The 12,136-nt window shown below is 64.1% G+C and carries 10 protein-coding genes and 1 tRNA gene; 4 read left to right on the top strand and 7 right to left on the bottom strand.

Translation table 11 applies throughout. The features are described 5' to 3' along the window. Positions 1–154 precede the first annotated feature (154 nt). Positions 155–904, bottom strand: coding sequence for a DedA family protein (locus Spa11_RS05905; protein ID WP_145109297.1), 750 nt, complete (start codon positions 902–904; stop codon positions 155–157). Positions 905–1,059: 155 nt separating this feature from the next. Then, a complete protein-coding gene (locus tag Spa11_RS05910; RefSeq protein ID WP_145109300.1) occupies positions 1,060–2,187 on the bottom strand; it encodes an FAD:protein FMN transferase in 1,128 nt (375 codons plus the stop codon). A gap of 257 nt (positions 2,188–2,444) precedes the next feature. Between Spa11_RS05910 and Spa11_RS05915 the strand changes: the two genes are divergently transcribed. From Spa11_RS05915 to Spa11_RS05925, 3 genes are all read left to right on the top strand, one after another. Next, positions 2,445–3,788, top strand: coding sequence for a phosphohexomutase domain-containing protein (locus Spa11_RS05915; protein WP_145109303.1), 1,344 nt, complete (start codon positions 2,445–2,447; stop codon positions 3,786–3,788). 24 nt (positions 3,789–3,812) lie between these two features. Beyond that, a complete protein-coding gene (locus Spa11_RS05920; RefSeq protein ID WP_145109306.1) occupies positions 3,813–4,712 on the top strand; it encodes a phosphodiester glycosidase family protein in 900 nt (299 codons plus the stop codon). Between the two features lie 168 nt (positions 4,713–4,880). Beyond that, entirely contained in the window at positions 4,881–7,301 is a 2,421-nt protein-coding gene (locus Spa11_RS05925) for an MMPL family transporter (protein WP_145109309.1), read from the top strand. 263 nt (positions 7,302–7,564) lie between these two features. Here the strand turns inward: Spa11_RS05925 and Spa11_RS05930 are convergent, their stop codons facing one another. The 5 genes from Spa11_RS05930 to Spa11_RS05950 form a co-directional block, all read right to left on the bottom strand. Continuing rightward, complete coding sequence (locus tag Spa11_RS05930) at positions 7,565–9,505, bottom strand: sodium/solute symporter (protein ID WP_145109312.1); 1,941 nt, start codon at positions 9,503–9,505, stop codon at positions 7,565–7,567. Beyond that, positions 9,502–9,753 carry a DUF485 domain-containing protein gene (locus Spa11_RS05935; RefSeq protein ID WP_145109315.1) on the bottom strand — a complete coding sequence of 84 codons (252 nt, stop codon included), beginning with the start codon at positions 9,751–9,753 and terminating at the stop codon, positions 9,502–9,504. The genes Spa11_RS05930 and Spa11_RS05935 overlap by 4 nt, the downstream gene beginning before the upstream one ends. Before the next feature lie 121 nt (positions 9,754–9,874). Next, positions 9,875–10,954, bottom strand: a complete 1,080-nt coding sequence (locus Spa11_RS05940; RefSeq protein WP_145109318.1) for a reverse transcriptase domain-containing protein — start codon at positions 10,952–10,954, stop codon at positions 9,875–9,877. Then, positions 10,917–11,273 (bottom strand): helix-turn-helix domain-containing protein, encoded by a 357-nt coding sequence (locus Spa11_RS05945; RefSeq protein WP_197529777.1) that lies wholly within the window; start codon positions 11,271–11,273, stop codon positions 10,917–10,919. The genes Spa11_RS05940 and Spa11_RS05945 overlap by 38 nt, the downstream gene beginning before the upstream one ends. Positions 11,274–11,326: 53 nt before the next feature. After that, positions 11,327–11,623: a hypothetical protein gene (locus tag Spa11_RS05950; RefSeq protein WP_145109324.1), complete on the bottom strand. Its 297-nt coding sequence runs from the start codon at positions 11,621–11,623 to the stop codon at positions 11,327–11,329. 416 nt (positions 11,624–12,039) lie between these two features. Between Spa11_RS05950 and Spa11_RS05955 the strand changes: the two genes are divergently transcribed. After that, positions 12,040–12,113: transfer RNA gene (locus tag Spa11_RS05955), tRNA-Ile, on the top strand. The last annotated feature ends 23 nt before the right edge of the window (positions 12,114–12,136 follow it).

A 12,136-nucleotide genomic window follows, 5' to 3' on the forward strand; every position in this document is an offset into this window, starting at 1 on the left:
CCGCCGGGCCACCGTCAGGTCCGGCGGCGGTTTTTTGTTGAACGAAGAGAACTTGGGCGAGCCGTGAGCGTGAGCGACCGGGGTTGAGCCGGGTAGCCATGTCACTCCGGTCGCTGACGCTATCGGCTCGGCGATAATCGTGACGGCTACAACGCTACATCGACACGTCGTTCGGCTGGTCACTTTCCGACGCCAACGCGCCGTTGGTCGAGGGGATCGGTTGAGCGCCGCGGCCAGACGCCGCGATGCGTTCTTCCTCTCGCTCGTGGGCGGCCTCTTCGAGGTCTTTTTCGGTGATGTCCTCGAGCGCCTCGGCGACGCGGGCCGTTTGCTTCTTGTAGAGAAAGTAGATGCCCGCCGACATCAGGCCGAGCACCACCACGGCGGTGGCGACCTCTTCGGCGTCGCCAATGATCTTGGCGATGCCGTTGCCGAACTTGTAGCCGAGCCCGAAAATCACGGCGACGACGATCGTCGCGCCGATCAGGTCCCAGAGCAGAAACCGCAGGTAAGGGACCTTCGCCGCCCCGGCGGCAAAGTAGACGGGCCCACGGACGCCCACCAGAAACCGCGTCAGCACCAGCATCTTGAAGCCGTGGCGGTGGACGGCGTGCTCGAACTTCTCTTCCTTCTTCGAGTCAATAAACCTAGCGAGGCTCGGGTGCTTGGTGAGCCAGGCGTGGCCGAAGTAGCGGCCGAGCATGTACATCACCGAATCGCCCAGCAGGGCGCCGATCAGGCACGACGAAAACGCCATCCAGGGATCGAGCGTCCCCTGCGAGCTGAGCACGCCCGCCAGGACAAGCGGGACCTCTTCAGGAATCGGGATGCCGCACCCGCATAGGGCAAGGAACAGGACGATCCCCAGGTAGCCGAGCTGATGGTCAACAAAAAACTGCAGCACTTCGCTAAGCCGTCGTTCGTCGGGCCGTAGGCGTCAGCGGGGCGACAGGTTCCGCCTGTGTCGCTTCCGCCGGCCTTGGGGGCCGTGGTTTGGTAGCAGCCGATTGTAGCTGCCCACACGCTCGGCCAGTAGCGGCGTCCAACACGGCAACCGCGTCATCTTGACCGGGGCCGCCAATCCGACTCGTTGAAATTGAAGGCGTGGATAACCGCATCACCCTCATTGCCTGGCGAAAGCAACAGGGCACGCAGCCCGGGCCGGCGGTCGCAGAGCCGCTGGGTCCCCTCGACGCCGAGGATCGAGGCAGCCGTTGAAAGGGCGTCGGCCTCGCCGGCCGTGGGGGCGACCACCGTCGCCGAATAGAGCCCCGCGGCGGGCCAGCCCGTCCGGGGGTCGATCAGGTGGCCGTAGCGGCGGCCCTCGTGTTCGAAGAACTGCGTCCCCGAACCGCTGGTGCTGAGCGCTTCGTCGCGCAGGACAATCTCCGCCAAGCGCCGTTCGGGCCGCAGCGGGTCCCGGATCCCCGCCAGCCAGCCGCCCTCCGCTTGCAGCCGATTGTCGCCACGGGCCAGGAGCGTGCTCCGCCCGCCGTGCATCAACGAATCAGCGACGCCGCGCGCCGTCAGCTCTTCGCCGACGCGATCGAGGGCATAGCCCTTGCCCGAGCTGTTGAGGTTGATTTCGATTCCATCGCGGCTGAACCGGATCGTTTGGTTTGCCGGGTCGAGTTCCACGTGGCGCCAACCGACGCGCTGGAGGGCGTCGTCGATCTCCTCCGGTGAGGGCATGCGTCCTTCACGGCGGTAGAACCCCCACACCCGCGACAGCGGGCCGCTGGTCGGATCGAACGCCCCGTCGCTGGCGGCGTGAATCCTGCCACAGAGTTCGAGGAGGGCGAACAGCCGCTCTTCAACCTCGACGGGCCCGCCTGCGGCTTGGCGATTGATCGAGATGAGCTCGCTGTGCTCCCGATATACCGTCAGCTGATCCTCGAGCCGCTCGACTAGGTCGAGCGCCGCCATCCCTTCGGCGACCGCATTCTCGTCGGCCGACGCGTTGAGCGTCAGCTCGAAGTCGCACGCCATCGCCCGGCGGGAGAGCGTGAGGTTGCGTAGCCCTCGACGCTTCGCTTCGGGCGAACCCGTCCCGCCGAGCTGCTGGTCCACGGCGACGCCCACCGCCTCGGCCGCTGTTTCGACAACGGCTTCGACGACGTCCGCCGCGGCCGCGAGGGCGGCTTTGCCGCGGAGGAAGTCGCGTCGGCTGTGGCGGGATGAAGACATGATTAACAGTGTAGCAGGCCGTTGATCTATCGTAGGCCTGCCTGTCGCATGGAGGCGACGACGAAACCGCGCCGCGGTTTCGCGAGCCGTGAGCAGTTTCGCTGCGAACTTGGCGAGGTTGAAGAATGCCACGAGGGCATTCTTTAACAGGCAGACAGACGGGCCGCAGACGGTGGCGGGCGTGTGGAGTAAAACTGGCGGGAACTCCGGGGGCTGACGCTTCCCGGCTCGCAGGCGACTGTTCTCTTTAGGTTAACATGTCAGAACCGATCATTAGTGTGTCTGGGTTGCGGGGCGTTATTGGCGAGTCGCTGACGCCGGCCGTCGCCGCGCGTTACGTCGCCGCGTTTGCCGGGGCGTTGCCCGAAGGAAAAGTCCTTGTCACGCGCGACGGGCGGGCGACGGGGCCGATGATTGCCGATGCGGTCCGCGCGGCGATCGCCGCCGCGGGGCGCACGCCGCTCGACGCCGGGGTCGCCTCGACGCCAACGGCCGGCGTGCTCGTCCGTAGCGAAGGCTGCGTCGGCGGCGTGCAGATCTCCGCCAGTCACAACCCGGCCGAGTACAACGGCCTCAAGCTCTTCGGCGGCGACGGCCGGATCATCCCGGCGCCCCGTGGCGAAGAGGTGAAGCAGCGCTACTTCGACGGCCCGATCCCCTGGGCCACGCACGACAAGATCGGCGCCGCCGAGACGCTCGCCGACTCGACAAGCGAGCACCTACGGTTGGTCTTAGCGATCGTCGATGTTGAGCTTATCCGCGCGAAGCGGTTCAAGGTTCTGCTCGACGCCAACCACGGTTCGGGCGCTGTGCTCGGCAAGCCCTTGCTCGAGGCGCTGGGTTGTGACGTGACGGTCTTCGGCGCGGCGCCAACGGGCTTGTTCGTGCATCCGCCGGAGCCGACCGAGACCAACCTGACGCTCGTCGCCGAGCAGGGCGCGCAAGGGGGCTACGACGCGGTCTTCTGCCAAGACCCCGACGCCGACCGGCTGGCGATCATCGACGGCGCCGGGCGTTACCTTGGCGAAGAGTTGACGCTCGCCCTGTGCGTCGAACACCTGCTGCGGCAGACGCCGGGGCCGATCGTGTCGAACTGCTCCTCGAGCCGCGTCACGCAGGACCTCGCCGAGAAGCACGGCGTACCGTTCCATCGCTCGGCGGTAGGCGAGGCGAACGTCGTCGATGCGATGCTGGCGTGCGGCGCCGTGCTGGGCGGTGAAGGGGCAGGGGGGGTGATCCACCCGCAGGTGGTTCTCGTGCGCGACAGCTTTGTCGGAATGGCGATGGTGCTCGACGCGATGGCGTCGCGCGGCCTGTCGCTGGCCCAGCTCGCCGACGAACTGCCCGCCTACGCGATCCACAAGACCAAGGCGACGGTCGCGCCGGCCCAACTCGCCGCGACCCTGGCGAAGATCGAGAAGCACTTCGCCGACGCCGAAGTCGACAAGATGGACGGCCTGCGACTCGACTGGCCTGCCGAAAAGAAATGGCTCCTCGTCCGCGCGAGCAACACCGAGCCGATCGTGCGTCTGATCGCCGAGGCACCCGACAAGGCCGCGGCCGTGGCGGTTTGTGAGGAAGCCGCCGCGTTGATCGATTGAATGGCGAAGTTTAGGGAGACAGCGATGCGATACTCGGTCGTCTTACTGGCGATGTTGACGACGCTGTTGGGCGTCGCCGACGCCGAAATGCGCCTGCCACAGTGGCCGCGATGCGTGGTATGGGAGCCGCAGTTTGTTGGCGTCGGCATGGCGAACATCACGCTTGCCCGTCCGCGGCCGTTGCGGGTGCATGCTTTGCGGGTCGACCTCGACGCTCAGGGGCTCTCGCTCGTCACCGATCAGGACAACGGCGACCGAGAACTCGAGGTCGATGGCCTGCGGACCAGTTCGTTCCTCTTACGGAACGGTTGCCAGGCGGCGATCAACGCCAGCGCGTTCTGGCCGCTTCACAAAGAAGACGGCGGCGAGCAGGACATCCGCGGGTTGGTGATTGCTGAGGGCGAGGTTGTCTCGCGCATCGACGAAGACAAGCCTCGCTCAGCCGTCGTGTTCCGCGCCGACCGCCGCGCGGCGATTGTTGATCCCCCCGTCGATATCGACGGCGTCGTCACGGCGATTGGCGGCTACGGCGACTTGTTGCGAAACGGCGCCGCCGTTCCCACCCACGAGTACGACGAGTTCGTCGAGAACCAGCACCCGCGGACGGCGCTGGGAATTAGCGAAGGCGGTCGGACGCTGATCCTCGTTGTGGTTGACGGGCGCCAGCCGGGGTACAGCGAGGGGGTGAGTCTTCCCGAGCTGAGCGAAATTATGCGGCTTTTCGGCGCCGAGGACGCGGTTAATCTCGACGGCGGCGGGACGTCGACGATGGTCATCGAACGACCAGTTGAACGACGGGGCGCCGGCGGTTTCCAGCTCGTGAATCGACCGATCCAAGGCGGCGTTCCCGGAACCGAGCGGGTTTCCGCGAGCCATCTCGGCGTTCGGGCGACGCGGTTGCCGTATTCTCCGCAGGTTCGCTAGTCTTCCTGTTGGCCATATCCCCGCACAGGATGCGCTTTTGAGGGGTTTGGTTGCTTGCGGCGACCTTGGCAATCTTGCGGGGCAGGTATAGGTTCGGGGATTCGCAACTGCCCTGCCTGGGGCCGCCAATCGGTAGCGCCCCGACTTCCCCGCCACCTACACGCCGTTATGTTCGCCGAGCGGATCGCCGCGCTGATCAACCGCCACTGGATGTGGCTCTTGATTGGCTGGGTGGTGCTGGCTGTGGGCCTAAAGCTGGTGGCGCCGACATGGGACTCGATCGCTAAAGACGGTGACCTGGAGTATCTGCCGGCCAATGTGCCGAGCCTCCGCGGCGAGCGGCTGTTGCAGGAGTCCTTTCCCAACGAGAAGGCGCACAGCCAAGTCAGCCTTGTTCTGTCGCGCGACGGCGAACAGCTGACCGCGGATGATCGACGCTTCGGACTCTTGCTCGCTGAAGCGATCCGCAACGACGAGGAGCTCCCGCTCGTTGATGTGTGGGACGAGACGACCCAAGTCGTCGGCGACATGCTGCTTGCCAATGAGGGCAAGGCGTCGATGGTCGTCGCCCGACTCACTAGCGGGCTTATGGATGTCGGCAACGTCCGACTCTTGCGGCAGATGGAACAGCTGATCGCCGAACACGAGGACAAGCGGCCGGAGGGGCTCGTCGTCGATCTCACCGGTTCGGCGATGATCGGCGGCGACATGCGGGCGTCGATCGCCGAAAGCCTCGCCAGCACCGAGATGACAACGGTCCTGCTGGTGCTCGGCTGTCTGATCGTCATCTACCGCGCGCCCGTGCTGGTGCTGATCCCGCTGGCGACGATCGGCGTGTCGCTGTCGGTGGCGACCGATACGGTGGCCCTGCTCGCCCAGAACTTCGGCGCCGACGCCTTCGACTGGTCGCAGTTCAAGATCTTCACGACGACCAAGATCTTTGTCGTGGTGATCCTCTTCGGCGCCGGCACCGACTTCTGCCTGTTCCTGATCGCCCGTTACAAGGAAGAGCTCGCGAGCGGCGTCCCCCGCAGTGAGGCGGCGGGTCGCGCCCTGGCGAATGTCTCCGACGCGCTCTTCGGCAGCGCCATGACGACGATCCTCGGTCTGGCGACGATGGTCTTCGCGCAGTACGGCAAGTTCGTCAGCAGCGGGCCGATCGTCGCCGTATGCCTGTTCATCGCGCTCATCGCAAGCGTCACCTTCGCGCCGGCGCTGTTGCGGGCGCTGGGGCCGCTGGTTTTCTGGCCATACGGCAGAAAGCTTCTCGAACGTGAGAGAACCGACTCGGGCGAACAGGCCGAAGCGCGGGTCTGGGGCTGGGTCGCCGATATGGTGATGCGCCGCCCCGCCACCATCCTGGCGTTGTCGGTCTGGCTGGCGGCTCCGCTGGTTTACTTCGGCGCGAACGTTGGCGTCACGCACGACTTGATGGCCGACCTCGCTCCGGACCGCGTGTCGGTTGTCGGCGCCGAGGCGATCGGTCGCTACTACGACGAAGGGACGATCGCCCCGATGAAGGTCGTCGCCAAGTTGTCGGACGACGTCGTCGCGGGCAAGGGCGAGGGCGCCGAGCCGCTCGACCTGCGGACCGCCGACGGTAGGTTCGCGATCGCGCCGCTGCACTCGATGCTCCACGACCTGGGTCAAGTCGCCGACGTCCGCAGCCTCTACCTGCCGACGGGCGGCGACCCACGCAACCGCAGCTTCCTCGGCGGCGCCGCGTTCCGTGATCTGGCGGCGGCGGGGAGCCCGATCACCGCCGACACATTCGTCTCGCACACGGCGCCCAACGAGGGTCGCGTCACGCAGCTCTCCTTGATCCTTTCGGACAATCCGTTCAGCAAGACGGCCCGCGACAAGATCCCCGCCATGCAAGCGGCGCTCGCCGAGTTTGCCAAGCAGAAGACCGTCAACGACGCGCCCAACCCGTGGTACGGCGCCACGTTCGAGCTGGTGGGCACCACGCCCGGCATGCGTGATCTCGAGCTCATCACGAACAGCGACAACGTCCGCATCCAGGTGCTGACGGTCGCCGCGGTCTACATGGTGCTGCTGGTGATCCTTCGGCGACCGATGACGTGCGCGTTCCTGATCGTCTCGGTGTTGGTCAGCTATTGGGTGACCCTCGGCGCCACGAGCCTGTTCTTCGAGTGGTGCTACGGCGACACGTTCCGCGGCCTCGATTGGAAGGTGCCGATCTTCTTGTTCGTGATCCTGATCGCGGTCGGTCAGGACTACAACATCTACTTGGTGACCCGCGTCTATGAAGAGCAACGCACGCACGGGCTCCGTGAAGGCTTGCGGCGAGCGATCGTCCAAACGGGCGGCATCATCACCAGCTGCGGCGTCATCATGGCCGGGACCTTCATCGCGATGGCCACCGGCACGCTCCGCGGCATGATCGAGCTCGGCTTCGCGCTGGCCCTGGGCGTGCTGCTCGATACCTTCTTTGTCCGCACGGTGGTGGTGCCGTGCTACTTCGCGCTGCTCGCCCGCAACGAGCGGGCCAAGCCGACGCCCGCCGAAGCCATCGAGACGACGACCCCGATGTCCCGCCGCCACCACGCCAAAGCCGGCGTCTCTTGAGGCTGGATGCCCCCTGGAAAACACGGGGTTTTCCGCGGCGCCCTCTGTGAGCCGCATAGAGGGGTCGCCTGTGCGTTCCTCCTCGGGGTCGACGAAGATGTCGAGGAACCGAAAAAGTCGCGTCCTAGGGCCCTCCTGTCGCTTCTGGACGCATGTCCAGAGGTCTCGCCCCCGCCGAACCCCACCGAGACGCCGGAGCCGGGGGCGCGAGCCCTCGGTGGGAAGCGCGTACCCGGCGGCCACCGAGGGCTTGCGCCCACGGCTCAGACGCTCTCTTTTTTGCGCTGGGTTAGGAGGGAGACGACCACCAGCGTTGCGAACCCCAGCGGGATCGTCACCAAGCCCGGTTGGCTGAATGGCATCGGCGCGTCGGCGGCGGGGAGGCCGTAGACCTTCGAGAACGTGTCGGCGGAGAGCAGGATCCAGGTCAGCGAGCTGACCATCCCCACCGCGACCGCGGCGATGATCCCTTGCTTGGTGACCCGCGGCCAGAAGAGCAGCATCACCAGCGCCGGCAGGTTCGCCGACGCCGCCACGCTGAACGCCCAGCCGACCAGGTAGCTGACGTTCATCCCCTTGAAGAGGATCCCCAGCGCCACCGCGATCAGGCCGACGGCGACCGACGCGAACTTGGCGACGGTGACCTTGGTGCGGTCGTCGAGCGGCTCGCTACGGAAGCTGTCCACCAGGTCGTGCGTCACGGCGCCGGCCGAGGCCAAGATCAAGCCGCTGACCGTGCCAAGCACCGTCGTAAAAGCGATCGCCGAGATCACCGCGAAGAGCGTCTCGCCGACGCTCCGCGCCAAGAGCGGCGCCGCCATGTTGGTGTCGACCGGGTCGAGCGCGCCGCTGGTCATCGCGCCGAGGCCGAGATACAGCGTCAGCACGTAGAAGAAGCCGATGCAACCGATGCCGACGATCGTGCTCTTCCGCGCGGCGGCCTCGTCCTTGACCGTGTAGTAACGGATTAAGATGTGCGGCAGCGACGCGGTGCCGCCGAACAGCGCGAGCATCAGCGACAGGAAGTCGAGCTTGTCGAGCCAGCGGCCGCTGCGGATGCCGGCGAACGTCGGGTGCTCGCCGGGACGCAGCACTTTCGAGCCCGGCGTCACCTGTGGGTAGTAAACGACGCTCTTGCCGCCGTCGGCCTCGGCGATCGTTTGGTTACGCCACAGCTTGATGTCGCTGTCGCCGATCGTGCGGAAGAACTCCAGCGGACCGAGTGGCCCGGTCTCGGCGACGCCGCCCGGCAAACGGGCGATGCTGCCGACCGGCAGCAGTTCGGCCTCTCCCTCACCGCGTCCCTTCGGCAGGCCGGCGACAAGCGTCTTGCCCTCGGGCGTGGTGGTGACGATCTGCGCCTCGTCGAGGTACGTGGCGCCGTCGGCGTCGGTGCGCGGCTTCCATACCGAGAGCCGGCTTGTCGCCTCGTCGCGCGTCACGATGAACGGCGTTCCGACCCAGCCGGCGGCGGGTTCGAGGACGGTTTCGTCGGGAAGCCCCGGGATGGTCGTGCCGTCGGCAATCGCTGTCGGCAACGGGCCGAGCGTCCGCAAGGCGACTTCGTTGTTCACAGAGCCCCCCGTCGTCAGCCCGCGGCTGAGCACGATGATCGAGAGGACGGCGCTGAAGATCACCAGCAGGGCGCCCTTCAGGAACTGCACCCACGTCGTCGAGACCATCCCCGCCGTGACAACGATCAGGATCACGATCGCGCCCACCAGCACCACGCCTTGCCAATGCGGCAGTCCCAGCAGCGGCTGCACCAATGCCCCCGCTCCGACCATCTGCGGGATCAGGTAAAAGACGCTCACCGCCAGCGTGCTGACGCCAGCGACGATGCGGATGCCGCGCGATTGAAAGCTCGAGTTTAGCGCGTCGGCGAACGTGTAACGCCCCAGCCGCCGCATCGGCTCGGCGACAACGAACAACGCGACAATCCATCCCGCCAGGTAGCCGATCGAGTAGAGGAAGCCGTCGTAGCCATAGAACGCGATCATCCCGCAGATGCCGAGGAACGACGCGGCCGACAGGTAGTCGCCGGCGAACGCGACGCCGTTCACGAACCAGGGGATCTGCCCGTGGGCTGCGAAGTACCCGGCCGACGATTTGGCGCCGCGGCCGAGATAAAAACTCAGCCCGAGCGTGACGACCACGAACGCCAAGAAAACGCCAAACGCCAGCAGCGAAAAGTCGTAGATCATCGCGACGCCCCCTCACGGCCGTTTGCAAGGTCGCGTGGCCCACGGTCGGCCATCACGCCGTAGATGAGGGCCAGCACCAAGGCGAGCACGATCAGCCCGAACCCGCTGAGGATGGCGAGGTTGAGCCCCGCAACGGGTTTGACGTCCATCCAGTCGGGCGCAAAAGCGCTGACGAACACAAACGCCGCGTAACACGCCGCATAGACGATAAAGAGACCCAACCCAATCCGGGCGTTGCGGCCAGCCATCAAGGGAGCCTCAGAGCAACAAGAGGAGCGAACCGGCGAGAGCCCAACGGCAAAGCCGACGGGGACAGATTAGCGGTTGGGGCCCGGAGATAGAACCGGGGAAGAGGCCTGAGAAAACCTGCTAGGCGTTTGAGCCAGCCAGGTCGGCGGACTTCTTAGCTTGCTTAGCGCGCCATGTCGCAGAAAGTCGCCTCGGCTCGTCTCTGCCTTGAGTAGAATTAACGTACCACCACTTGTTGCCCTTGGCACTCAAGTCCATGGACTGGAGCTTGCGGAGTACATGGCGATCACCGGCTTCAAGTTGCTGTCGAACGGTCTTAGCTGGCCCAAAGTCCGCTTGTCGGCAGTAGTTCAACCAGCCTTGGATCGTCGCTCGCTTAGAGGCGACGGATTGAATGGAGTTCGCCGAAACAGAACGTGACGCTGCGACAAAGATTCTGCATAGCTCTAGGGCCTCTCGGGCGTGCAGCCGGCATACTCCGGTACCCCTTCGCCGGGATACAGCGATGCTGTGGACGAGTCGTTCATCCGACGCCGTTTGATGGCCGCTCTCTTCCTTCTTCTTCCGATTGATTTTCATCCCTCGGTTCAAGAGCTCATTTTCGAGACAAGCAGTAATCTGATCGCCCGCATCTCGATCATCGCCGGAGAATACAAAGTCGTCGGCTGAACGGCTGTAACCAAGCTTTAGGCTACCTGCCATTGAGGCGAGCAGCTGGTCGAGTCTCCAAAAGAAGATGTTAAGAGCATCGCCGCTAATAGGCGATCCTTGTGGGACCGCGCCTCTGTAGGTGAAAAGCAATACTAGAGCTTTGGACGTATCGTTGCGAAAACTTAGCGCCTGCAATTCCTTCTGCATCGCCTCTGGAGCGATAGATGGGTAGCAATCCTTCGCGTCACGAGTCCAAACATTGCGGGCGCCAAGGTGCACTCTGGCGCTCGTAAAGCATGAACGTCCCTTTATCCCGCCGTGAGCCGCCGGATGGCAAAGTCGATTTCGCTGCAAGAAGCGATGAAGTCTACGAAGGACTTTCTTCGCCATCGGCTTAAGTGGATCTATTGGGCGGTGCTTCTTACCGTCCCACCGCATCCGGCGCGGCTTGTATGCGTTATCGATATTCCTGGCAAAGAACCAGAAGGCGTTGATGCTAAGCCCCATCGCTTCAGCGAGGTGCTCTACGCGAATCTCGCTTGGTTTCAAGGCGGTACTCCATTCCCATTAGGCTTTCGAGCTTCCGTTCCATAGCCATTAAGCGATTAACCGTGTCGGTCAAATCGGCAGTTCGCTTGTCGGCCGACTTGAGCGTGTCATCGTTCATCCCAAGTATGAGTAATGCATCGGAGGGAACTCCGAGCTTGGCGGCTATACGCTTCAAGACTTCGATAGACGGTTGCCGATCGCCGCTCTCCACTAAACTGATGTACGGTACGCTGACCTCACTTAGCTTTGCTAATTCGCTGACCTTCAGCGACTTCGCTTGACGCAATATGCGAATGGTCTTTCCCAGCTTGTTGTCCACGCGGAAAGATTCCTTGTATTCAGTATGTTGGACAGATCGTTCGTTCGCCGACCTTATGACATCAAGACGCAAAAGATTTGGTCAACCTTGCCTTCCAGGAGAGACGTGAAAGCCTCGACTTGAAATTCAACATTCACCACATCCACCGCGGGGCAAGTCTGTCCCCACCGAGCAACATGCTCGATGGTTTCAGCAAGCTTAGCCGCGTCATCCATAACCCCCCGCAGCTCACGACCTTTTCCCTGCTCAATTTTTTTGAGCAGTTTGCGAAGGGTAACCGCACGCCTTTCGGCATCGCGGAACACGTCGCGGGGTCGAGTTGCGGAACCTCGAAGCGTTTTTGCTTTCATGGAAAAACTCCTTTGTTGAAAGCGGGCTCCAGGAACGATTAACGGATAGGCACGGGAGCCGATCCGTTTGGGGAGTCATGGCCATCTGCGACGACGTTCGTCGCAGTCCTCAACCGCTGCCACCCTTGGGGTGGAGGTGCGGCGGTCCCGCCATGCCAGCGGCACGGCAGGCTCGCCTCCGGCACTTAGCCGGCGGGTTTGGTCAGAGCCCACGCAATGAGGTTCAGCGAATTGTCAAAGAACAAGCCTGTTGATTCAGGCGTAGCGGATGATGAGCTTTGCCGATCGCGTTGTCAACAGCAGTGAAATTATTAACTGACCTACTGCTTCGCCCCCTCCTGTGAGGCATCGTCTAGAACGAAGCCCCAGTTGGCCCCCACGCCGATCCAACGTAACCTGTGACGTCCACTACCTTTGGCCCGGTAGCTCAGTTGGTTAGAGCAGGGAACTCATAATTCCTTGGTCGGGGGTTCAAGTCCCTCCCGGGCTACTTTTGCCGTGACGGCACGCCCT

The organism is Botrimarina mediterranea (genome assembly GCF_007753265.1).
In the GTDB taxonomy this organism is placed as follows: Bacteria; Planctomycetota; Planctomycetia; order Pirellulales; family Lacipirellulaceae; genus Botrimarina; species Botrimarina mediterranea.